21 protein-coding genes are annotated in these 21,888 nt (G+C 72.0%); 16 read left to right on the top strand and 5 right to left on the bottom strand.

Annotation, left to right across the window (positions count from 1 at the left end):
- Positions 1-289: 289 nt before the first annotated feature.
- Positions 290-1,327 carry a septation protein SepH gene (sepH, locus tag ACF1AL_RS16965; RefSeq protein WP_384212451.1) on the bottom strand — a complete coding sequence of 346 codons (1,038 nt, stop codon included), beginning with the start codon at positions 1,325-1,327 and terminating at the stop codon, positions 290-292.
- A gap of 490 nt (positions 1,328-1,817) precedes the next feature.
- Between sepH and ACF1AL_RS16960 the strand changes: the two genes are divergently transcribed.
- Positions 1,818-2,615: a hypothetical protein gene (locus ACF1AL_RS16960; RefSeq protein WP_391826349.1), complete on the top strand. Its 798-nt coding sequence runs from the start codon at positions 1,818-1,820 to the stop codon at positions 2,613-2,615.
- On the opposite strand, the gene ACF1AL_RS16955 is transcribed toward ACF1AL_RS16960, so the two are convergent.
- Positions 2,539-3,858, bottom strand: coding sequence for a D-arabinono-1,4-lactone oxidase (locus ACF1AL_RS16955; protein ID WP_391779657.1), 1,320 nt, complete (start codon positions 3,856-3,858; stop codon positions 2,539-2,541). The two genes, ACF1AL_RS16960 and ACF1AL_RS16955, sit on opposite strands and share 77 nt — an antisense overlap.
- The gene (locus tag ACF1AL_RS16950; protein WP_366836584.1) at positions 3,818-5,056 is read right to left on the bottom strand and encodes an MFS transporter; all 1,239 of its coding nucleotides are present in this window, start codon (positions 5,054-5,056) and stop codon (positions 3,818-3,820) included. The genes ACF1AL_RS16955 and ACF1AL_RS16950 overlap by 41 nt, the downstream gene beginning before the upstream one ends.
- A 290-nt stretch (positions 5,057-5,346) precedes the next feature.
- Between ACF1AL_RS16950 and ACF1AL_RS16945 the strand changes: the two genes are divergently transcribed.
- A complete protein-coding gene (locus ACF1AL_RS16945) occupies positions 5,347-6,474 on the top strand; it encodes a ferrochelatase (protein ID WP_391826347.1) in 1,128 nt (375 codons plus the stop codon).
- An 8-nt stretch (positions 6,475-6,482) separates the two neighbouring features.
- Positions 6,483-7,298 (top strand): inositol monophosphatase family protein, encoded by an 816-nt coding sequence (locus ACF1AL_RS16940; protein WP_391826345.1) that lies wholly within the window; start codon positions 6,483-6,485, stop codon positions 7,296-7,298.
- 240 nt (positions 7,299-7,538) lie between these two features.
- On the opposite strand, the gene ACF1AL_RS16935 is transcribed toward ACF1AL_RS16940, so the two are convergent.
- Complete coding sequence (locus tag ACF1AL_RS16935; RefSeq protein ID WP_366836587.1) at positions 7,539-7,712, bottom strand: hypothetical protein; 174 nt, start codon at positions 7,710-7,712, stop codon at positions 7,539-7,541.
- A 467-nt stretch (positions 7,713-8,179) separates the two neighbouring features.
- Between ACF1AL_RS16935 and ACF1AL_RS16930 the strand changes: the two genes are divergently transcribed.
- From ACF1AL_RS16930 to ACF1AL_RS16915, 4 genes are all read left to right on the top strand, one after another.
- On the top strand, positions 8,180-8,833 hold the full coding sequence (locus tag ACF1AL_RS16930; protein ID WP_010353034.1) for a response regulator transcription factor: 654 nt from the start codon (positions 8,180-8,182) through the stop codon (positions 8,831-8,833).
- A 6-nt stretch (positions 8,834-8,839) separates the two neighbouring features.
- The gene (locus ACF1AL_RS16925) at positions 8,840-10,087 is read left to right on the top strand and encodes a HAMP domain-containing sensor histidine kinase (protein WP_366836588.1); all 1,248 of its coding nucleotides are present in this window, start codon (positions 8,840-8,842) and stop codon (positions 10,085-10,087) included.
- A 392-nt stretch (positions 10,088-10,479) separates the two neighbouring features.
- Positions 10,480-10,776, top strand: a complete 297-nt coding sequence (locus ACF1AL_RS16920; RefSeq protein WP_043504706.1) for a DUF4193 domain-containing protein — start codon at positions 10,480-10,482, stop codon at positions 10,774-10,776.
- A gap of 13 nt (positions 10,777-10,789) precedes the next feature.
- The gene (locus ACF1AL_RS16915) at positions 10,790-11,728 is read left to right on the top strand and encodes a hypothetical protein (RefSeq protein WP_391826343.1); all 939 of its coding nucleotides are present in this window, start codon (positions 10,790-10,792) and stop codon (positions 11,726-11,728) included.
- 593 nt (positions 11,729-12,321) lie between these two features.
- Here ACF1AL_RS16915 and ACF1AL_RS16910 read toward each other — a convergent pair.
- On the bottom strand, positions 12,322-12,789 hold the full coding sequence (locus ACF1AL_RS16910) for a DUF3093 domain-containing protein (protein WP_366836590.1): 468 nt from the start codon (positions 12,787-12,789) through the stop codon (positions 12,322-12,324).
- A 58-nt stretch (positions 12,790-12,847) separates the two neighbouring features.
- Between ACF1AL_RS16910 and ACF1AL_RS16905 the strand changes: the two genes are divergently transcribed.
- The 9 genes from ACF1AL_RS16905 (at position 12,848) to ACF1AL_RS16865 (ending at position 21,776) form a co-directional block, all read left to right on the top strand.
- Positions 12,848-13,432 carry a PaaI family thioesterase gene (locus tag ACF1AL_RS16905; RefSeq protein WP_366836591.1) on the top strand — a complete coding sequence of 195 codons (585 nt, stop codon included), beginning with the start codon at positions 12,848-12,850 and terminating at the stop codon, positions 13,430-13,432.
- Entirely contained in the window at positions 13,429-13,980 is a 552-nt protein-coding gene (gene dut, locus ACF1AL_RS16900; protein WP_391826341.1) for a dUTP diphosphatase, read from the top strand. The genes ACF1AL_RS16905 and dut overlap by 4 nt, the downstream gene beginning before the upstream one ends.
- Before the next feature lies 1 nt (position 13,981).
- A complete protein-coding gene (locus ACF1AL_RS16895) occupies positions 13,982-14,743 on the top strand; it encodes a DUF3710 domain-containing protein (protein ID WP_366836593.1) in 762 nt (253 codons plus the stop codon).
- Positions 14,744-14,996: 253 nt separating this feature from the next.
- Positions 14,997-16,211 (top strand): alginate lyase family protein, encoded by a 1,215-nt coding sequence (locus ACF1AL_RS16890; protein ID WP_391821367.1) that lies wholly within the window; start codon positions 14,997-14,999, stop codon positions 16,209-16,211.
- Positions 16,212-16,356: 145 nt separating this feature from the next.
- Entirely contained in the window at positions 16,357-17,052 is a 696-nt protein-coding gene (locus ACF1AL_RS16885; RefSeq protein WP_366836595.1) for an ABC transporter ATP-binding protein, read from the top strand.
- 224 nt (positions 17,053-17,276) lie between these two features.
- The gene (locus ACF1AL_RS16880; protein ID WP_391779651.1) at positions 17,277-19,829 is read left to right on the top strand and encodes an ATP-binding protein; all 2,553 of its coding nucleotides are present in this window, start codon (positions 17,277-17,279) and stop codon (positions 19,827-19,829) included.
- A complete protein-coding gene (locus tag ACF1AL_RS16875; protein ID WP_366836597.1) occupies positions 19,826-20,509 on the top strand; it encodes a response regulator in 684 nt (227 codons plus the stop codon). Before ACF1AL_RS16880 ends, ACF1AL_RS16875 begins: the two co-directional genes overlap by 4 nt.
- Positions 20,510-20,588: 79 nt before the next feature.
- Complete coding sequence (locus ACF1AL_RS16870; protein ID WP_366836598.1) at positions 20,589-20,987, top strand: OB-fold nucleic acid binding domain-containing protein; 399 nt, start codon at positions 20,589-20,591, stop codon at positions 20,985-20,987.
- Positions 20,988-20,990: 3 nt separating this feature from the next.
- The gene (locus ACF1AL_RS16865) at positions 20,991-21,776 is read left to right on the top strand and encodes a DUF3159 domain-containing protein (protein ID WP_391700808.1); all 786 of its coding nucleotides are present in this window, start codon (positions 20,991-20,993) and stop codon (positions 21,774-21,776) included.
- Positions 21,777-21,888: the final 112 nt, after the last annotated feature.

The raw sequence follows: 21,888 nt of genomic DNA, 5'->3' as shown, positions 1-21,888 counted from the left end.
ACGCCGCGTCCGGTGTGAGCAGAAGGCTGTCCGGCAGGATCACGCGCGCGTGCGGCGCGAGCCGTCCCGCTCTCTGGTCGGGGCTGCACCGCACAACTCGCCAACGGGCAACGCACACCGCGGTACGCAGCGAATGCGCACCCGCGCGACGAGCAGCGAATCGGGCCTACGCGACGAGCCCGTCACGCGCGCGTGCGGCGACGACGTCAAGGGCACGCGCGCGACACGGCTCCCGGCACGCGGGTACGCCTCAGCGCCGTAACCCCGCCACCGCCGCCGCTTCCGCTCGCTACTCCTGCTTCTTCCGGCGCGTGCCGAAGACGATCTCGTCCCAGCTCGGCACCGCCGCGCGGCGGCCGGGGCGGACGCCGTCGGCCTCGGCCTGACGGTCCGTCGCGCCGATCAGACGCTCCCGGTGGCTGCCGACGGACCGCGGCATGAGCACGTCCGCGTAGGCGGAACCCGCCGAGGCCGCGGGCGCCGGCGGCTCCTCCGCCGCGGGCTCCGAGTCCGGTTCCTCGTCCGGTTCCGAGGACGTCGCGCGTTCCGGCACCACGAGGTCGCCCCGGAAGCTCGGCACCGCCTCCAGCAGGCTGGTGAGCGAGTCGCGCTCGCCGGTGGTCTCCTCCGCCGGTTCGGACGGCTGCGCGGGCAGCGTCGGGCGCTCCCGGTCGTGCGTGCGGTCCAGGGGACGGTCACGCGGCAGACGGGCGATGCGCGGCACGAAGGGGAAGCTGGGCTCCGGCGGTGCCAAGTCGTCGGACTCGCCGATCAGCGAGCGCGCCTCGTCGTCGACGGCCTGGACGAGCCGCCGCGGCGGGTCGTAGGTCCAGCTCGCCGAGTGCGGTTCACCGGCCACCCGGTAGACCAGCAGCACTTCCCATGTGCCGTCGTCGCGGCGCCAGGAGTCCCACTGCACGCTGTCCTTCTCGGCGCCGCGCAGCAGCAGCCGTTCCTGCACGGCCTCGCCGAGCAGCGGACCGGCGTTCTCACCGGGGCGGCGGACGGGTGTCTTGCGTGCGCGCTCGGCCATGAAGGCACGCTCGGCGAGCACGGGGCCCTCGAACCGGCGAACGCGGTCGACGGGGATGCCGGCCATTTGCGCGACCTCTTCCGCGGTCGCGCCGGCGCGTATACGCGCCTGGATGTCTCGGGGGCGGAGATGGCTCTCCACCTCGATCTCGATCTGGCCGAGGCGGGGACGGTCGCCGCGCACGGCGGCGCGGAGCCGTTCGTCGATCGGAAGCGTGTACTCCGTGCTGTCCGCAGCCTTCAGCACCAGCCGTGTGCCGTCATTGGAGACGGCCACGACACGCAGTTCGGGCATGGGGACCTCCCGGGTGGTGCCTGCCGACGTCACGTGCGTCGCTGCTTCCGCTAGTCGAGTGTGGCCTGCCCGGGTGCAGCCTGCCACAACCTTGCCGAGTTGCCCGGCGTGTCGGGCACGGGCCCTGGATCGCCGTTATGGCACGGTTACCTATTCGCCACGCTAAGTGACCAAGTCGGTCACCCTGTGCAACAAGCCCCCCTTCCGGCGGTCCAGCAAGGCCCCGGACGTCCTGGCGGGAGACCGGGCCCAGGGCTCGCAACAGTACTCCATTTGGGCCACGTGCGTGGATTGGCACGCCGCTCAACTTCTGGCAAGGGGCGGGACTTGGCCGCCCCTGGCCGGGTTTCCCCGATCTTGAACGTGGCGTACTTCACGCAATCCACAGAAACGGAACTATTGGTTTCGTTCGTACGTCCCTTTCTCGTGCAGTGGGTCGATCAAGTAGGAAAAGTCGATCACGTCCGGGAAAGGCAGGCAGGGGTCGGGTATGCGCGTACGGCCCGAGGTCGTCGAGGAGACGAGCGGCGGGGAGGAGGTGACGCTTGCGCGGGGCAGAAAACGCATCGAGCTGAGCCTGCCTCAGGTGGCCGGCAGCGCCGTGGCCGCGGTGGTGGCCGCCAAGCTGGCCTCCTACTTCGGCGTCTACGGCACCATCCTCGGCGCCGGAGTGGTCAGTGTCATCGCCACCTGCGGCGGCACGGTCTTCCAGCACTTCTTCAAGCAGACCGGCGAGCAGTTGCGCACGGTCGCGGTGACCGGCAAGACCAGGGAACAGCCCCGGCCGGCCGCCCCCGGCGAGTACACCGAGGGCACCGTCTACCGGGCCCGGGTCAAGAGCTGGCGGCGCCCCGTCCTCGCGGCGGCCGTGGTCTTCGGCGTGACGATGGCCGGCATCACCGCCTACGAACTCGCCTCCGGCAACAGCTTCAGCGGCGGCAAGGGCACCACGGTCAGCGACGCGTTCACCGGCCGCGCCTCCTCGTCGTCCACCAGGCCGTCCCCGTCCTCCGGCTCCGGGGAGGACGGCGGAACCCGCTCGCCCTCCGGCGCTCCCTCGGCGGACGGCGGCGGCACCTCGCCGGACAAGACGCCCTCCGGCTCCGGCGGTACGGCACCGGGCGCGACGCCGACCCCCACGCCGACCCCGACGGCCGGCGCCACCGGTGACGGCTCGGCCGGCGGCGCCACGCCCGACCCGACCGCGACGGCTACGCCCCCAGCACCCGGCGCAGATAGTCGTTCTGGAAGCGCCGCTCCGGATCCAACCGGTCCCGCAGCGCCGTGAACTCGGCGAAGCGCGGATACACCTGGGAGAAGTACGCGGCGTCCCGGGTGTGCACCTTGCCCCAGTGCGGCCGGCCCTCGTGCGCGGTGAAGATCCGCTCGGCCTCGGTGAAGTACCGCTGGTAGGGCGTGCCCCGGAACATGTGCACGGCGACATAGGCGCTGTCGCGTCCGGAGGCCGTGGAGAGGGTGATGTCGTCGGCCGGGGCGGTGCGCACCTCGACGGGGAAGCTGACCCGCAGGCCCGAGCGGTCCACCATGGCCTTCAGCTCCCGCAGCGTCTCGGTCACGGCCGCGCGCGGAACGGCGTACTCCATCTCCACGAACCGCACCCGGCGCGGCGAGGTGAAGACCTTGTAGGGGATGTCGGTGTACGTCCGCGCGGACAGCGCCTTGCTGGAGATCTGCGCGATCGCCGGGATGGCGGCGGGCGCCGCGCGGCCGACCCAGTTGGCCACCTGGAAGACGCCGTTGGAGAGGAACTCGTCCTCGATCCAGCCCTTGACCGGGCTCACCGGACGGGCCGGCCAGGCGCTGCGGTTGTTGCGCTTGGTGTTGGTGCTGCCGGTGTGCGGGAACCAGTAGAACTCGAAGTGCTCGTTCTCGGCCCACAGTTCGTCGAAGTCGGCGAGGACCCGCTCCAGCGGCATGGGCTCCTCGCGCGCGGTGAGCAGGAAGACGGGCTCCACCGCGAAGGTGATCGCGGTGACGATGCCCAGGGCGCCGAGGCCGATCCGGGCGGCCGCGAAGACCTCCGGGTTCTCCTTCTCGGAGCAGGCGAGCACCGAGCCGTCGGCCGTCACCAGCTCCAGGCCCTTGATCTGCGCGGCGATCGAGGCGGAGTCGCGGCCGGTGCCGTGGGTGCCGGTGCTGGTGGCGCCGGAGACGGTCTGCTCCATGATGTCGCCCATGTTGGTGAGGGACAGTCCCTCGCGCGCCAGGGCCACATTGAGTCTCTTGAGCGGGGTGCCGGCTTCCACCGTGACGGTCATGGCCTGACGGTCGATGGTGCGTATACCGGTCAACAGTTGAGGGCGTATGAGGACGCCGTCGGTCGCCGCGATCGAGGTGAAGGAGTGCCCGGTGCCGACGGCCTTCACCGTCAGGCCGTCCTCGGCGGCCCGCCGCACCGCGGCGGCCAGCTCGTCGACGGAGGCGGGCGTGACCTCCCGCGCGGGGCGGGCGGTGACATTGCCGCCCCAGTTACGCCACGTGCCGTTCTTCCCGCTCGCTGTGGTGCTCAACGGTGCCTCCCCGACGCGGAACCGGCCTGCTGAGCCGGCGGTACCCGAGGAAACCGACCGCCACCGCGACCGCTCCGGACACCGCCGGAACCGCGTACCCGGCCCGCGCTCCGGCCGAGTCGATCACCCAGCCGGCCATCGAGGAGCCGAGCGCGACCCCGACCGCGAGCCCGGTGCTCACCCAGGTCATGCCCTCGGTCAGATGCGCGCGTGGTACGTGCTCCTCGATGAGGGCCATCGTCGTGATCATCGTGGGTGCGATGGACAGGCCCGCAACGAAGAGCGCCGCGGCCAGAAACGGCAGGTTCCCGACCAGTAGGAGGGGGATCATACTCACGCCCATGGCGCACACGCCCAGCAGCCAGCGACGGGCGGGCGCCCCCGTGAAGCGCAGCAGCCCGAAGACGATGCCGGCGACGCAGGACCCGGCCGCGTACAGCGCCAGGACGACGCTCGCCGCGCTCTTGTGGCCCTGCTCGTCGGCGAAGGCCACCGTGACGACGTCCACCGCGCCGAAGATCGTGCCCGTGGCCACGAAGGTCGCCACCAGCACCTGCAGCCCCTTGGCGCGCAGCGCCGAGCCGCCGCCCTGGTGCTCGCGCGGGTGCGGCGCGGGCTCGGTGGCGCGCTGCGCGGTCAGCCAGAAGACGCCGACGGCGAGGAAGCACGCGGCGAGCAGCGGTCCCGCCTCCGGGAACCACACCGTGGACAGGCCGATGGAGATGATCGGCCCGAAGATGAAGCACACCTCGTCCACCACGGACTCGAAGGAGTACGCGGTGTGCAGGTGCTCGGTGCCCCGGTACAGCTCGGCCCACCGCGCACGGATCATCGCGCCCAGGCTCGGCACCGAACCGATGCCGACCGCGCACACGAACAGCAGCCAGTCCGGCCAGCCGAAGTGGGCGGTCAGCAGCAGTCCGGCGGCCGCGGCGAGCGCCACCAGGGTGGCCGGGCGCAGCACCCGGCGCTGCCCGTGCCGGTCCACCAGCCGCGAGATCTGCGGCCCGAGCGCCGCGGCGGCGAGCGCGATGGTCGCCGAGAGCGCGCCCGCGAGGCCGTAGCGCCCGGTGAGCTGGGAGATCATCGTGACCACGCCGATGCCCATCATCGACAGCGGCATCCGGCCGAGGAAGCCCGCGGCGGAGAAACCCTTGGAGCCGGGGGCGGCGAACAGGGCGCGGTAGGGGCTGGGCACGTGATCTCCGGTGGTCCGGTACGGCGCGGGCGGGGCCGGGTGAGTGGGATCGCTGCCCCCGTAAGGCGTGAAGACAGCTGGTACAGCTTACGAGTAAGGGCGCCCTAACGCACACGAGTAACCAAAGACGGAACGGAGGCCCGACGGCCCGCCGCATCCACGCCGACCACGGCCCGGTGGTCCGCCGACGCACGGGCTCACTTGCCGCCGACGCACCGGTTTCCTCGCCGCCGACGCACCGGCTCCCCCGCCGTTCCGCGGCTGTCAGCGGCGAGTGGCAGGATCGAGTCATGCCAGACGTGCTCGATGCCAGCCCCTACGACGCCCTGCTCCTGCTCTCGTTCGGCGGCCCGGAAGGCCCGGACGACGTGGTTCCGTTCCTGGAGAACGTAACGCGCGGCCGCGGTATCCCGACCGAACGCCTCAAGGAGGTCGGACAGCACTACTTCCTGTTCGGCGGCGTCAGCCCGATCAACGACCAGAACCGTGCCCTGCTCGAGGCCCTGCGCAAGGACTTCGCCGAGCACGGCCTGGACCTGCCGGTCTACTGGGGCAACCGCAACTGGGCGCCGTACCTCACCGACACGTTGCGCGAGATGGTGCGCGACGGCCGCCGCCGCATCCTGGTCCTCGCCACCAGCGCCTACGCCTCCTACTCGGGCTGCCGGCAGTACCGGGAGAACCTCGCCGACGCCCTGGCGACCCTCCGGGCCGAGGGGCTGGAACTGCCGAAGATCGACAAGCTGCGGCACTACTTCAACCACCCCGGCTTCGTCGAGCCCATGATCGACGGCGTCCTGGAGTCGCTCGCCGACCTCCCCGAGGACGTCCGCGCCGGCGCCCACATCGCCTTCACCACGCACTCCATCCCGACCGCGGCCGCCGACACCTCGGGCCCGGTGGAGGACCACGGCGACGGCGGCGCCTACGTCAGGCAGCACCTCGACGTGGCACGGCTGATCGCCGACGCCGTCCGCGAGCGCACCGGCGTCGACCACCCCTGGCAGCTCGTCTACCAGTCCCGCTCGGGCGCCCCGCACATCCCGTGGCTGGAGCCCGACATCTGCGACCACCTCGAGGAGCGCAACGCGGCCGGCGTGCCCGCGGTCGTCATGGCGCCCATCGGCTTCGTCTCCGACCACATGGAGGTCCTGTACGACCTCGACACGGAGGCCAAGGCCAAGGCGGGGGAGCTGGGCCTGCCGGTGCGCCGCTCGGCCACCGTGGGCGCCGACCCGCGCTTCGCCGCCGCCGTGCGCGACCTCGTCCTGGAGCGCGCCGGGATCGAGCGCGGCCAGGAGGTCACGCCGTGCGCCCTGGGCGCGCTCGGCCCGAGCCACCAGCTGTGCCCGGTGGGCTGCTGCCCGTCCCGCGCCCCCCGTCCCGCCGCCGCGGGCGCCGACAGCCCCTACGCGTGAGGAGCGCCGTGACCGACCCCCTGCACACGCAACTGCTCGCCCTCGCCCGGGAGGCCGCCCACCGGGCCGGCACCCTGCTGCGCGACGGCCGCCCCGCCGACCTCGCCGTCGCCGCGACCAAGTCGAGCTCCGTCGACGTGGTCACCGAGATGGACATCGCGGCGGAGAAGCTGATCACCGGGCTGATCTCCGAGCGCCGGCCCGACGACGGCCTCCTCGGCGAGGAGGGCGGCACCAGCGAGGGCAGCTCCGGCATCCGCTGGGTGATCGACCCGCTCGACGGCACGGTCAACTACCTGTACGGCCTGCCCACCTGGGCGGTCTCCATCGCCGCCGAACAGGACGGCGAGACGGTGGTCGGCGTCGTCGCCGCCCCGGTGCGCGGCGAGACGTACCACGCGGTGCGCGGCGGCGGCGCGTGGGCGACCGGCTCCTGGGACGGGGAGCGCAGGCTCGCCTGCCGCCCGGCGGCACCGCTGGACCAGGCCCTGGTCTCCACCGGCTTCAACTACGTGGCCGACGTCCGTGATCACCAGGCGGAGGTCGCCCGCCGGCTGATCCCGCTGGTGCGGGACATCCGCCGCGGCGGCTCGGCCGCGATCGACCTGTGCGACGTCGCCGCGGGCCGTCTCGACGGCTACTACGAGCGCGGGCTGCACCCGTGGGACTTCGGCGCGGGCGCCCTCATCGCGCGGGAGGCGGGCGCGGTGACCGGTGGACGGCCCGGAGAGCCCCTCTCGGGCGACCTGACGATCGCCGCCACCCCGAGCGTCTTCGAGCCCCTCCAGCGGCTCCTGGAGGACTTCGGCGCCTGGCACGACTGACGGGCCCGGCGAGACGGCAAGCGGGCACGTTCCCACCGCGCCCGGCATGATCACCGGCGCCGGGAGCTGACGGCGCCGGCACCGGCGTACGGCAGGCACCGTGGTCGTACGGCAGGCGCCGTGGTCGTACGGCAGGCCGCCTGCCGTGCAACGGACGGTGAACTGCGTCGGACGGCGACGCAGCGGGGCCCCGGCGCTGGATTCGCCGGGGCCCCGCTTTCTGTTCGTGTGACGGGCCGATCAGACGCCGAACGCGCCGACCTCCACACCGTGCTCGGCGGCGAGGCGGCGCAGGTCGTCGAGCTCGCCCTGCTCCACCTCGACGAGGAAGTCGTCGCCCTCGTCACGAGCCCGCGACAGGTCGGACTCGGTCGCCCTTATGCGCTGCAGAAGTCCTGCGGTGAATGCGTCCATGCTGCGCCCCCTCGTCCTGGGTCGGGTGGGTCGATGGCACGGGGGTGTGCCGGGGTTGGGAAGGGGCGATCACGTCTTCGCAGGTGCCCAGCGCTGCCCTGCTGGGCGGCGACGGTGCCGGACACCCGCGCCCACTCTGCGGAAGCGGTCTGTCGTGCCGCATGGTGCCACGGCACAAGCGGAGCGTGATCGCGGGGTGTAAAGCCGTCCTCCCCCTGTGGACATCCGAGGAAACCTCGGCGGCCCGAGATTTCTTCCCGTGCCCGGAAGTGGCCGCATATGCCCCCGGCGGTGGCCAGAACCCGTCGGTCCGCGTCCGCAGGGGCCGGGGGAGAGGGGGCCGACGACCGCCTTACAACCGGTTTATGGGCGAACGCGGCAGGATGGAGGCGTAGACCCCGGTACGGATCCCGCCCTGCGCGCGCCCCTGCGGCGTGCCCTGGCGGCTTTGAGGAAGGACAAGCGACGTGCGCGTACTCGTCGTCGAGGACGAGCAGCTGCTCGCCGATGCGGTGGCCACCGGACTGCGCCGGGAGGCCATGGCCGTCGACGTCGTGTACGACGGTGCGGCCGCCCTGGAACGCATCGGCGTCAACGACTACGACGTGGTCGTCCTCGACCGCGACCTCCCGCTCGTGCACGGCGACGACGTCTGCCGCAAGATCGTCGAGCTGGGCATGCCCACGCGCGTGCTGATGCTCACGGCCTCCGGCGACGTCAGCGACCGTGTGGAGGGCCTGGAGATCGGCGCCGACGACTATCTGCCCAAGCCGTTCGCGTTCAGCGAGCTGATCGCACGCGTGCGTGCCCTCGGCCGGCGCACCAGCGTGCCGCTGCCGCCCGTCCTGGAGCGGGCCGGCATCAAGCTCGACCCCAACCGCCGCGAGGTCTTCCGTGACGGCCGCGAGGTGCAGCTCGCGCCGAAGGAGTTCGCCGTCCTTGAGGTGCTGATGCGCAGCGAGGGCGCGGTGGTCTCCGCCGAGCAGCTGCTGGAGAAGGCCTGGGACGAGAACACCGACCCGTTCACCAACGTGGTGCGGGTGACGGTGATGACCCTGCGCCGCAAGCTGGGCGAGCCGCCGGTGATCGTCACCGTGCCCGGCTCGGGTTACCGGATCTGACGCGCGATGGCCGCCACCCCCGCACCCCCGGTACCGACGGCGCCGCCCAAGCCCACCTGGGACCCCAGGAAGCCGGAGCCGCCCTTCCCGTGGCTGCGCCCCACCATCCGCATACGGCTCACGCTGCTGTACGGCGGCATGTTCCTGATCGCCGGCATCCTGCTGCTGTCGATCATCTACCTGCTGGCCGCCCAGGCCCTGCACGAGGGCAGCGGCCCGGCCTTCACCGTGTCGGGCACCAACCTGGACGTGACCAGCACGACGTGTCCGAACCTGAACACGGCGACCAACAGCGGCGAGCTGAACGCGGCGCTCAAGCAGTGCGAGGCCATCCAGCAGCAGCACGCCCTGGACGACCTGCTCAGCCGCTCCCTGCTCGCCCTGCTGGGTCTCGCGGTGATCGCCTTCGCGTTCGGTTACGCGATGGCCGGCCGGGTGCTGTCGCCGCTCGGCCGGATCACCCGCACCGCCCGCGCGGTGGCCGGATCCGATCTGTCCCGCCGCATCGAGCTGGACGGACCGGACGACGAGCTCAAGGAGCTCGCCGACACCTTCGACGACATGCTGGAGCGCCTCCAGCGGGCGTTCACCGCCCAGCAGCGCTTCGTCGGCAACGCCTCGCACGAGCTGCGCACCCCGCTCGCCATCAACCGCACGCTGCTGGAAGTGCACCTGTCCGACCCGAACGCGCCCGTGGAGCTGCAGCAGCTCGGCAAGACGCTGCTGGCCACCAACGAGCGCAGCGAGCAGCTGGTCGAGGGCCTGCTGCTGCTCGCCCGCAGCGACAACCAGATCGTCGAGCGCAAGCCGGTCGACCTGTCCGAGGTGGCCTCCCAGGCCGTCGACCAGGTGCGGGGCGAGGCCGAGGAACGGGGCGTGGAGCTGCGCGACAAGCGTGAGCCGGCCGTCGTCCAGGGCAACGGCGTCCTGCTGGAGCGGATCGCCCTGAACCTGGTGCAGAACGCCGTGCGGTACAACATCCCCGAGGGTGGCTGGGTCGAGGTCACCACGGAGGTCCAGCACGGGCAGGCCGTCCTGGTCGTGTCCAACACGGGCCCGGTGGTCCCGGCGTACGAGATCGACAATCTCTTCGAGCCGTTCCGGCGGCTGCGCACCGAGCGCACCGGCAGCGACAAGGGGGTGGGCCTCGGCCTGTCCATCGTGCGGTCCGTGGCCCGGGCGCACGGCGGGCACATCACGGCCACGCCCCGTGAGGGGGGTGGGCTCGTGATGCGCGTCACCCTGCCGATCTGAGCCGTCGCGACACGCGCGGAGGATGTTCGCTTTGGGCGGAATTTTCCGGGCGCCTGTCCGGGGCCCCCGTGTGTGATCGATCACAAAGGCGATTTCCCGGCCATCTACTCTGAGTGATCATGAGGAGCCCCGGAAAGCCCGGAAAATCCGGGTTTTCAGGGGTCGTGATCACGGGAAGTACACGGTGGGACGCCTTTGAAGTGCGACATTAGGACCGTGTACGGTCCCGATCGCCATCCAAGCCGATCACTCTTGAGGAGTCCGGTTGGGTGTCGATTGAGTAACAGACCTTGATGTGAGGCAAAATCTCCGCCTCGGGTCGGGCACAAGTCCGGCCTCTCACGCGTTACGTGCGCTGGAGACACCGCAGACACCCGGAGGGGGAGAGCGACATGGCAACCGACTACGACACCCCACGCAAGACCGACGACGACGTCGACTCCGACAGCCTTGAAGAGCTGAAGGCACGACGGAACGACAAGTCGGCGTCGTCCGTCGACGTCGACGAATTCGAAGCCGCTGAAGGCCTCGAGCTGCCCGGCGCCGACCTCTCCAACGAGGAGTTGGCCGTCCGGGTGCTGCCCAAGCAGCAGGACGAGTTCACGTGCATGAGCTGCTTCCTGGTGCACCACCGCAGCCAGCTGGCCAGGGAGAAGAACGGTCAGCCGATCTGCCGCGACTGCGACTGAGGCGGGGTCGGCCGTGACTGGCTCGACCCCCTCTCGGAAGCGCCGCTTCTCCCGCAGGGGAGCGGACCCGGGGCCACAGGACGGCCCCCACGGCGTGCGTGACGACGAGCGAGGCTCACCCCCTAGGTCCTCTACGGAAGCGACGGGGTCGGCCTCGCTCGAATCGGCAGGCGACCGGGCCGGTCTTCGGGACCGGGCCGGACGTATGCCTGTCGCCAGGCGGCGAGCCGCCGCAGCCCGCGCCAAGGCCGGGGAACTGGCCAGAACGGGCGCGAGCAAGGGCAAGGACCGTGCACGTGCGGGCCTGACCCATCTCGCCGACGGGATCATCGACCTCGCTCCGCGCGTGCCCGTGCGCGACCTCGCGACGCTTCGCCGGCAGTTCCCGGGCCTCGGCCCCGAACAGCTGGCGGACAAACTCGTGGCCGGCGCCTCGAAGGCGACGGCGACGGTCGGAGCGGGAGTGGGCGCGGCGGCGATGATGCCCGTGCCGCCCGCCATGCCGGCCCAGCTGGCCGCCGAGATCACCGGCGTCGCGGCGATCGAGCTGAAGCTCATCGCCGAGCTCCACGAGGTCTACGGCCGGCGACCGCCCGGCACGCTCAAGGACCGCAGCGCCATCTACCTGCGCTCGTGGTCCGGGGAGCGGGGCATCAACGTGATGAAGCCGTCGACGTTCGACGCGGCCCTCGGTGGCCGCATGAAGCGCGAACTGCGCCAGCAGATCATGAAGCGCCTGGTGCGCGATCTGCCCACCCTGATGCCGTTCATGGTCGGCGCCGCCGTCGGCGCGGTCATGAACCGCCGCGAGACCCGCAGACTCGCCGAGCACGTCCGCAAGGACCTCCGCGCGATGCAGGTCCCCTGGGACGCCCTCGCGGCCCTGCCGCCGCTGGAGCAGCCGGCCAGGCCCCTGGAGATGGACGAGCTCACCAAGGACCTCGAAAACTGACCGGGGCCCCCGAGAACTGACCGGCGGCCGCGGGCGTTCTCCTGCCCGCTGCCCGCTGCCCGCTGCCCGCTGCCCGCTGCCCGCTGCCCGCTGCCCGCTGCCCGCTGCCCGCTGCCCGCTGCCCGCTGCCCGCTGCCCGCGGGGCGCTCGGGCGGGTGGCGGAAAGGCTCCTGCTCGCTGCCTGCGGCGTTCCGCGCGCGTCTTTGGTGCCCCGCTTGGCGTGCGGCGCTGCCCGCAGCGCATCGTCCCCGCGGCGAATGGCTGCCGCGCGCTGCGCGCTCGCCGCGCGCGGCGCTCCGGCGGTGGCGGACGGACTCCCGCCAGCTGCCTGCTGCGATCCGGCGCGTGGTTTCGGTGATCCGTAAAACGTGCGCCGCTGCCCGCAGCGCACTGCCCCGGCGGCGAAAGGCTGCCGTGCGCTCCTCTTGGAGAGCCCGGCGCGCGGCTTTGGTGCGCCGCTCGACGCGACCCCTGCCCGCAGCGCACCGCCCCCGCGGCGAAAGGCTGCCGCCCGCTGTCCCTAGCGGGCTCGGGGCGCGGCTTCGGTGGCTCGCTGAGCGTGCCGCAGCGGCGGCGGCACCCAGGGGCCGGTCCTACTGGTGTGCCGCCTCCTGGGCCGCCTTCAGGGCCTCGGCCAGGCGCTCCGGCTCGCGGGTCGACAGGTACAGGTACGGCGTCGGGTCGTCGGGGTCCGTGACCTCGACCTTCAGGGCCCTCGGGATGTACGCGCGCAGCAGCAGGAACGCGCGCGTGTCCGCCTTGTAGGTGCGCCAGGCGCGCGCCTCCTCCGCGTCCAGCACCTCGGCCTCGCCCAGCGCCGACACCGGGATCTTCGCCTCGCCGGCGATCAGGAAGCCGTTCACCACACGGATGCGCAGCGAGCCGTACGCGCTGGCCACGACCGCCGACACGGCCGTACCGCCCACCAGGGCGCCGAGCATCGGCAGCGTGCCGAACGGCAGGAAGACCAGCGCGAGGGCGACGCCCACGAGGAAGGAGACCAGCCACCACGAGCGGGGGGCGGTGAGGCGTTCTTCGTAGGGGGTGGCGGAGAGCTGCATGGAGCCAAGCTTGGCACGGTGTCGGGACGGCACCGACGCGCGGGTAAGGTCTGCGGCTGTGAGTGGTACTTCCCCAGCTCTTCAGCCCCCGGCAGACGCCGTGCCACCGGTGCGGCACCCCGACGCCCCGGCACCCGGCGAGCTCCTCGGCGCCCACTACGAACACTGTTTCGGGTGCGGCGGCGGGCAGGCCCACGGACTGCACCTGGCGGCCCGGGCCGGCGAGGGCGTCAGCATCACCGCCGAGTTCACCGTGCAGAGCGCTCACCAGGGGGCGCCCGGCCTGGCCCACGGCGGCGTCCTGGCCACCGCGCTGGACGAGACGCTCGGCTCGCTGAACTGGCTGCTGCGCACGATCGCCGTCACCGGACGCCTGGAGACCGACTTCGTGCGCCCCGTCCCGGTCGGCACCACGCTCCATCTGGAGGCCGAGGTGACGGCCGTGGCCGGACGGAAGATCTACTCCACGGCCACCGGCCGCATCGGCGGCCCTGACGGACCCGTCGCCGTCCGCGCCGACGCCCTCTTCATCGAGGTCAAGGTCGACCACTTCATCGACCACGGCCGGCAGGAGGAGATCCAGGCCGCCATGAGCGACCCGGACCAGCTGCGCCGGGCCCGCGCCTTCGAGGTGAACCCGTGAGCCGCGAACCGCTGCAGGTACTCATCCGCCGCGTCGATCCGGACGTACCCCTTCCGACGTATGAGCACCCCGGGGACGCGGGCGCCGATCTGCGCACGACCGAGGCCTGCGAACTCGCCCCCGGTGAGCGCGCGGTGCTGCCCACCGGGGTGTCTGTCGCCCTGCCCGAGGGGTACGCGGCGTTCGTGCACCCGCGCTCCGGCCTGGCCGCCCGCTGCGGTGTCGCCCTGGTGAATGCCCCGGGGACGGTTGATGCCGGGTACCGTGGGGAGATCAAGGTGATCGTGGTGAATCTCGACCCGCACGAGTCCGTGCGGTTCGAGCGCTTCGACCGGATCGCCCAACTGGTCGTCCAGCAGGTCGAGAGGGTCCGCTTCCAGGAGGTGGCGGAACTTCCCGGCTCGGCACGGGCCGAGGGGGGCTTCGGGTCCACCGGGGGCCATGCCGCGGTGGGCGGTGAAAGCGGCACGAGCGGTCAGGTCGCCGACGGCGGCCCGACGGGTGGGAATCGATACGCTTCGGTCGTATCCGACCGGGAAGGACAGTGACGTGTTCGGACGTCGCAAGAAGAGGGATGCCGCCGAGGACGCGGCCGGCGAGGCCGAGCAGGTCGTCGACAGCGTCGACACCGAGGCGGACGAAGAGGGCGAGCGCGAGCGCGTACGGCTCGAGCCGGAGCCGCGGCCCGACGGGCCCTGGGACGTCTCCGAGGTGCGCGACCCGGCCGAGGGCCGGGTGGACCTCGGTGGCCTGTTCGTGCCGGGCGTCGACGGCATGGAACTGCGCGTGGAGGTCGCGGGAGACGCGATCGTCGCGGCGACCGTCGTGTTGCGCGACAGCGCCATCCAGCTGCAGGCCTTCGCCGCGCCCAAGCGCGAGGGCATCTGGGGCGAGGTCCGCGAGGAGATCGGCGCGGGCATCACTCAGCAGGGTGGCATCGTCGACGAGGTCGAGGGCCCGCTCGGCTGGGAGCTGCGCGCCCAGGTGCCGGTGCAGCTGCCCGACGGCACGGGCGGCTTCCAGGTCGTGCGGTTCGTCGGTGTCGACGGTCCGCGCTGGTTCCTGCGCGGTGTGATCTCCGGGCAGGGCGCCGTGCAGCCGCAGGCCGCGGGCCTGCTCGAGCAGATCTTCCGGGACACGGTCGTGGTCCGGGGCGAGGGTCCGATGGCCCCGCGCGACCCGATCGTGCTGAAGCTGCCGAACGACGCGCAGATGGTGCCCGAGGGCGTCCAGCAGCAGGAGGAGGGCTCGCGCTTCTCCGGTGGCATGGGCCAGCTGCAGCGTGGACCGGAGATCACCGAGGTCCGCTGAGCCAGGCACGGCGAGGAGAACCACAGGCTTCCCGAGCCAGGCACGGCGAGGAGAACCGCAGGCTTCCCGAGCCAGGCACGGCGAGGAGAACCGCAGGCATCCCGAGCCGGGCATGACGAGGGCCGCACCCCCACGGGTGCGGCCCTTTCGCATGCGTGACCCCTTGACGGGGCTTTGGTCTGTACCTATGGTCACCGGCCAACGCCTGCGTTCACAGAGGCGCTCCACGTTCACGTACTCGAACGGAGTCGCTATGCGTCGTCGTGCCTTACTGCTCACCGCGGTGTCCTCCCTGCTGCTGGGTGCCCTCACCGCGCCCGCCGCCCACTCCGCCCCGGCCTCCTCAGCCTCCGCTCCCTTCGCGGCCTCCCTGGCTCCGGCCGCCTTCGTCCACCCCGGTGTCACCGTCTCCCGGAGCCAGCTCGACTTCGCCCGCACCCAGGTGCTCGCCGGGGCCCAGCCCTGGAAGGGCGCCTTCGACCAGCTGCTGGCGAGCAAGTACGCCGACCTCGGCCGCACCCCGAAGCCCCGCGCGGTCGTCGAGTGCGGCTCGTACTCCAACCCCAACTACGGCTGCACCGACGAGCGTGAGGACGCGATCGCCGCCTACACCGACGCGCTCGCCTGGTACGTCACCCGCGACGAGCGGTACGCGAAGAAGGCCATCCAGCTCATGGACGCCTGGTCGGCGGTCGTCCAGGACCACACCAACAGCAACGCGCCGCTGCAGACCGGCTGGGCGGGCTCCACCTGGCCGCGCGCCGCCGAGATCGTCAAGTACACCTACTCCGGGGGCTGGCCGAACGCCGGCCGCTTCGCGACCATGCTGCGGAACGTCTACCTGCCCGAGGTCATCAACGGCTCGAACTCCAACGGCAACTGGGAGCTGTCGATGATGGAGGCGGCCGTCGGCATCTCCGTCTTCCTGGAGGACCGGGCGTCGTACGACCGCGCCATGGCCACCTTCCGCACCCGGACCGCCGCCTACGTCTACCTGGCGTCCGACGGCGACCAGCCGAAGACCGTGCCGAGCCAGCACCTCGACACCCGGGACAAGATCGTCAAGTACTGGCAGGGGCAGTCCACCTTCGTCACCGGACTCACCCAGGAGACCTGCCGCGACTTCGTCCACACCGGGTACGGGATCTCCGCCATCTCCCATGTCGCCGAGACCAGCCGCATCCAGGGACAGGACCTGTACGGCACCGACGTCGGCGAGCGGCTGCGCCAGGCGCTCGGCTTCCAGGCCAAGTACGAACTGGGCGCGGCCGTCCCGAGCTGGCTGTGCGGCGGCTCGCTCACGCTCGGCCTGGGCCCGGTCACCGAGGTCGGGTACAACGCGCTGCACAACCGTCTCGGCATCGCCATGACCAACACCCAGTCCCTGACCCAGCGCAACCGCCCGGCCGGCAGCAACAACCTCTTCGTGGCCTGGGAGACGCTGACCCACGGGGACAATCCGGCGTGAACCGTTGCGGGGGTCTCATCCGATGAGGGAGTGAGAACACGTCCGGGAAGCCGAAATCGCACAACGGACAGCGCGAAGCATTGAGGGACCGGGCGCCCACTGGGGATACTGGCGCCCGGTCCACGGGGGAACAGGGGGAGTACGGATGACCAGGGTCGTCACCGAGACGATGGTGCGCGTCGAGGACGTGCACAAGTCCTACGGCGAGGGAGCGGCCGCCGTCCACGCGCTGCGCGGCGTCTCCTTCGAGATCCCGCGCGGCGAGCTCGTCGCCCTCAAGGGCCGCTCGGGATCGGGCAAGACCACGCTGCTCAACATCGTCGGCGGGCTCGACGCACCGGACCGGGGGCAGGTGACCGTCGACGGCAGGGAGCTGTCCGGGCTGGGCGAGGAGGGGCTGCTGGCCCTGCGCCGGGACCGGATCGGCTTCGTGTTCCAGTCCTTCGGGCTCATCCCGATCCTCACCGCCGCGGAGAACGTGGGCGTGCCGATGCGGCTGCGCCGGGCCGACCCGCGTGAGCGGGAGCAGCGGGTGGAGCTGCTGCTGTCCCTCGTCGGCCTCGCCGACCACGCCGCGCAGCGCCCCGGCGAGATGTCCGGCGGCCAGCAGCAGCGCGTGGCGATCGCCCGCGCCCTCGCCAACGAGCCGGCGCTGCTCATAGCCGACGAGCCGACGGGCCAGCTGGACGCGGAGACCGGCCACGCCGTCATGGAGCTGCTGCGCGCGGTCGTCCACAGCGAGCGGGTCACGGCCCTGGTCGCCACGCACGACGCGACACTGCTGGACCTGGCCGACCGGGTCCTGGAGCTCCGGGACGGGCGGATCGTCGAGGGGGACTGAGGCGCGGCCGCATCCACCCACCCGTCCGGTGTTCCGTGCGGCGCACCCGTGCACACCCGCCACCCGTCCGGTGTTCCGTGCGGCGCACCCGTGCCCGGCCCGTCCGGTGCGTCAGAGTTGCGTCAAAGACGTACCCCGCCCGACATCCCGTCCTTTTTGTCGCCTTCGTGGGTCGTAGGGTCGACGCTGCGATGGGGGACGGTCACCGGAAGACAATGGGTTTCATGGCACGTGGCAAGCTGCGGATCTACCTGGGAGCGGCACCCGGCGTCGGCAAGACGTACGCGATGCTGTCCGAGGCGCACCGGCGTGTCGAGCGCGGTACGGACTGCGTGGTCGGGTTCGTCGAGCACCACGGCCGGGCGCGCACGGAAGTGATGCTGCACGGACTGGAGACGGTCCCGCGCCGGGAGCTGGAGTACCGGGGCGCGCGGTTCACCGAGATGGACGTCGACGCGGTGCTGGCCCGCCGCCCGCACGTGGCGCTCGTGGACGAGCTGGCCCACAGCAACGTCCCCGGCGCGCGCAACGCCAAGCGCTGGCAGGACGTCGAGGAGCTGCTGGCCGCCGGGATCGACGTGGTGTCCACGGTCAACATCCAGCACCTGGAGTCCCTCGGCGACGTGGTGGAGTCGATCACGGGCGTGCGGCAGCAGGAGACGGTGCCGGACGAGGTGGTGCGCCGGGCGGACCAGATAGAGCTGGTCGACATGTCGCCGGAAGCGCTGCGCCGGCGGATGGCGCACGGCAACATCTACCAGCCGGACAAGGTGGACGCGGCACTGTCGAACTACTTCCGGCCCGGCAACCTCACCGCGCTGCGGGAGCTGGCGCTGCTGTGGGTGGCGGACCGGGTCGACGAGTACCTCCAGCGGTACCGCAGCGAGCACCGGGTGTCGGCGATCTGGGGTTCGCGGGAGCGGATCGTCGTCGGGCTGACCGGCGGGCCGGAGGGACGCACGCTCATCCGCCGGGCGGCGCGGCTCGCGGAGAAGGGCGCCGGCGGGGAGGTGCTCGCGGTGTACATCTCCCGCAGCGACGGCCTCACCGCCGCCTCGCCCAAGGAGCTGGCCGTGCAGCGCACGCTCGTGGAGGACCTGGGCGGCACCTTCCACCACGTCGTCGGCGACGACATCCCCGCCGCCCTGCTGGCCTTCGCCCGCGGGGTGAACGCCACCCAGATCGTGCTCGGCTCCTCGCGCCGCAAGAGCTGGCAGTACGTCTTCGGCCCCGGGGTCGGCGCGACGGTCGCCCGGGAGTCGGGGCCCGACCTCGACGTGCACATCGTCACGCACGAGGAGGTCGCCAAGGGCCGCGGACTGCCGATCGCGCGCGGTGCCCGGCTCGGCCGGTCCCGGGTGGCGGCGGGCTGGCTGGTGGGCATCGGCGGCCCGGTGCTGCTGACGCTGGCGCTGACCGGCAACGACTCCTCGCTGGGCCTGACCAACGACATGCTGCTGTTCCTGGGGCTGACGGTGGCGGCGGCCCTGCTGGGCGGGCTGCTGCCGGCGCTGGCCGCGGCGGCGTGCGGGTCGATGCTGCTGAACTGGTTCTTCACCCCGCCCGTGCACCGGGTGACGATCGCCGACCCGAAGAACATCCTGGCGCTTCTGATCTTCGTGTCGGTGGCCGTGTCGGTCGCCTCGGTGGTCGACCTGGCCGCCCGGCGCACCCAGCAGGCGGCGCGGCTGCGCGCGGAGTCGGAGATCCTGTCGTTCCTCGCCGGGAACGTGCTGCGCGGCGAGACCAGCCTGGAGGCGCTGCTGGAGCGGGTGCGGGAGACCTTCGGCATGGAGTCGGCGGCCCTGCTGGAACGCGAGAGCGACGTGGCGCCGTGGACCTGCGCCGGCCGCGCCGGGCCGGGCGGGCCCGTGGAGCGGCCGGAGGACGCGGACGTGGACGTGCCGGTCGGCGACCACATGGCGCTGGCGCTGACCGGGAGGGTGCTGCCCGCCGAGGACCGCCGGGTGCTGGCCGCGTTCGCCGCGCAGGCCGCCGTGGTGCTGGACCGGCAGCGGCTGCGGCAGGAGGCCGACCAGGCCAAGGAGCTCGCCGAGGGCAACCGCATCCGCACCGCGCTGCTGGCCGCCGTCAGCCACGACCTGCGCACGCCGCTCGCCGGGATCAAGGCGTCGGTGTCCTCGCTGCGCTCCGACGACGTCGAGTGGTCCGAGGAGGACCGGGCCGAACTGCTCGCCGCGATCGAGGAGGGCGCCGACCGGCTGGACCACCTGGTCGGCAACCTGCTCGACATGTCCCGGCTGCAGACCGGCACGGTCACCCCGCTCGTCCGCGAGATCGACGTCGACGAGGTCGTGCCGATGGCGCTCGGCGGTGTCCCCGAGGGCAGCGTCGAGCTGGACGTCCCCGAGACGCTGCCCATGGTCGCCGTGGACGCCGGGCTGCTGGAGCGGTCGGTGGCCAACCTCGTGGAGAACGCCGTCAAGTACAGCCCGCCCGGGCAGCGGGTCCTGGTGGCCGCGAGCGCCATCGCCGACCGGGTGGAGGTGCGGGTCGTCGACCGGGGCCCGGGCGTGCCGGACGAGGCGAAGGAGCGCATCTTCGCGCCCTTCCAGCGCTACGGCGACTCCCCGCGCGGCGCCGGCGTCGGCCTCGGGCTGGCCGTGGCACGCGGTTTCGCCGAGGCGATGGGCGGCACCCTGAACGCCGAGGACACGCCCGGCGGTGGCCTCACCATGGTTCTCAGCCTCCGCGCGGCCGGCTCGCGTCCGCCGGAGCTCGTGCAGTCGGTTCCCCCGGAAAGGCAGGTCAGATGACCCGGGTGCTCGTGGTCGACGACGAGCCGCAGATCGTGCGCGCCCTCGTGATCAATCTCAAGGCCCGCAAGTACGACGTCGACGCCGCCCACGACGGGGCGGGCGCCCTGAAGCTCGCGGCCGCCCGCCATCCGGACGTGGTGGTCCTGGACCTGGGACTGCCCGACATGGACGGCGTCGAGGTGATCAGGGGGCTGCGGGGCTGGACGCGGGTGCCGATCATCGTGCTGTCGGCGCGGCACTCCTCCGACGAGAAGGTGGAGGCGCTGGACGCCGGCGCCGACGACTACGTCACCAAGCCGTTCGGCATGGACGAGCTGCTGGCCCGGCTGCGGGCCGCCGTGCGCCGCGCCGAGCCGGTCGGGGCGGGGGAGGACGAGGTGACGGTGGAGACGGACGAGTTCACCGTCGACCTCGCCGCGAAGAAGGTCAACCGGGCCGGGCGGGACGTCCGGCTGACGCCCACCGAGTGGCATCTGCTGGAAGTGCTGGTGCGCAACGGCGGCCGCCTGGTCAGCCAGAAGCAGCTGCTGCAGGAGGTGTGGGGGCCGTCGTACGGGACGGAGACCAACTACCTGAGGGTGTACATGGCGCAGCTGCGGCGGAAGCTGGAGGCCGACCCGTCGCACCCCAAGCACTTCATCACCGAGCCGGGGATGGGATACCGCTTCGAGCGCTAGGGGGTGTCTCGCGCGAGGCGGATGTGAGGGCCGACACGAGGGCTACGTAGCGGTCAGTGCACCCCGGTACGCTTTGGATATGAGTGCTGTTCCTCGTTCCGAAAAGCCGGCGGGCCGGTTCCGGCGCATGCTCGACCGGCTCTCCTCGTCGCAGGAGGACCTGGAGTCCGAGGAGCTGCGTGAGGACGCCAAGACGGCGGGCTGTACCCGGATCGGTGACTGCAAGGACCGTCAGATCGTTACGGTGACTGGTACCTTGCGCACGGTCACCCTGCGTCCCCGCGCGGGCGTTCCGGCGCTGGAGGCGGAGCTGTTCGACGGCACCGCCGCGCTGGACGTGGTGTGGCTCGGCCGGCGCTCCATCGTCGGGATAGAACCGGGGCGCAAGCTGATCGCATCGGGCCGGATCTCGATGAGCCGGGGCCGCCGGGTGCTGTTCAACCCGAAATACGAACTGCGACCCCTCGGACGGGAGTAGCCGGTGACGTCACTCGACAAGCCGACCGACCACACATCTGCGGACGACGCCCGGGCGGTGACGGAGGCCGCGCTGTTCGAGGCGTTCGGCGGAGTGCGGGGCATGGTCGAGACGGTGCTTCCCGGCCTCCTCTTCGTCACCATCTACACCATCAACAAGGACCTCCACCTCTCGGCGATCGCCGCCGTGGCCGTGTCCCTGGTCCTAGTCGTGGTCCGGCTCGCGATGCGGGACACCGTCAAGCACGCCTTCAGCGGCGTCTTCGGGGTCGCCTTCGGTGTCGTCTTCGCGATGATGACCGGCAACGCCAAGGACTTCTACCTGCCGGGCATGCTCTACACCCTGGGCCTGGCGCTGGCGTACATCGTCACCACGCTCGCCGGCGTCCCGCTGATCGGCCTGATCCTCGGCCCGGTCTTCAAGGAGAACCTCTCCTGGCGCACCCGCAACCCGGGCCGCAAGAAGGCCTACGCCAAGGCCAGCTGGGCGTGGGGCCTGATCCTGCTCGCCAAGTGCGCGATCCTCTTCCCGCTGTACTGGTGGGCCGACACCACGCAGCTCGGCTGGGTCCTGGTCGCCCTGAAGATCCCGCCGTTCCTGCTCGCCGTCTACCTGACCTGGGTGTTCCTGGCGAAGGCGCCGCCGCCGATCGACGTGTTCGCCGAGATGGAGGCCGAGGAGAAGGCAGAGGAGGAGCGCAAGGCCGCGCTGGCCGCCGAGCGGGCGGAGGGCGTCGACGGCGCCGAGCCCACGGAGCCGACGGGCGGCCGCCACCGCAGGCAGGCGTAGCACTGCCGCCCCGGCGGGACGACAGCCGCGGCCCGCGACAGGCGGGATGCGCGACGCGATACGGCGATGGGGCGCCCGGTGATCACCGGGCGCCCCATCGCCGTATCGCAGG

The sequence above is a fragment of the Streptomyces sp. NPDC014801 genome (assembly GCF_043082085.1).
GTDB lineage: Bacteria > Actinomycetota > Actinomycetes > Streptomycetales > Streptomycetaceae > Streptomyces.
The sequence above is the reverse complement of the archived record's forward strand: the minus strand, read 5'-3'. Positions and strand labels throughout refer to the sequence as shown.

Bases quoted from the DNA above. Each gene is read 5' to 3' on its own strand.
- ACF1AL_RS16885 (WP_366836595.1), top strand. From the start codon at position 16,357: ATGACCAGGGTCGTCACCGAGACGATGGTGCGCGTCGAGGACGTGCAC.
- ACF1AL_RS16920 (WP_043504706.1), top strand. From the start codon at position 10,480: ATGGCAACCGACTACGACACCCCACGCAAGACCGACGACGACGTCGAC.
- ACF1AL_RS16960 (WP_391826349.1), top strand. From the start codon at position 1,818: ATGCGCGTACGGCCCGAGGTCGTCGAGGAGACGAGCGGCGGGGAGGAG.
- ACF1AL_RS16910 (WP_366836590.1), bottom strand. From the start codon at position 12,789: ATGCAGCTCTCCGCCACCCCCTACGAAGAACGCCTCACCGCCCCCCGC.
- ACF1AL_RS16925 (WP_366836588.1), top strand. From the start codon at position 8,840: ATGGCCGCCACCCCCGCACCCCCGGTACCGACGGCGCCGCCCAAGCCC.
- ACF1AL_RS16945 (WP_391826347.1), top strand. From the start codon at position 5,347: ATGCCAGACGTGCTCGATGCCAGCCCCTACGACGCCCTGCTCCTGCTC.
- ACF1AL_RS16870 (WP_366836598.1), top strand. From the start codon at position 20,589: ATGAGTGCTGTTCCTCGTTCCGAAAAGCCGGCGGGCCGGTTCCGGCGC.
- ACF1AL_RS16935 (WP_366836587.1), bottom strand. From the start codon at position 7,712: ATGGACGCATTCACCGCAGGACTTCTGCAGCGCATAAGGGCGACCGAG.
- ACF1AL_RS16890 (WP_391821367.1), top strand. From the start codon at position 14,997: ATGCGTCGTCGTGCCTTACTGCTCACCGCGGTGTCCTCCCTGCTGCTG.
- ACF1AL_RS16880 (WP_391779651.1), top strand. From the start codon at position 17,277: ATGGCACGTGGCAAGCTGCGGATCTACCTGGGAGCGGCACCCGGCGTC.
- sepH (WP_384212451.1), bottom strand. From the start codon at position 1,327: ATGCCCGAACTGCGTGTCGTGGCCGTCTCCAATGACGGCACACGGCTG.
- ACF1AL_RS16875 (WP_366836597.1), top strand. From the start codon at position 19,826: ATGACCCGGGTGCTCGTGGTCGACGACGAGCCGCAGATCGTGCGCGCC.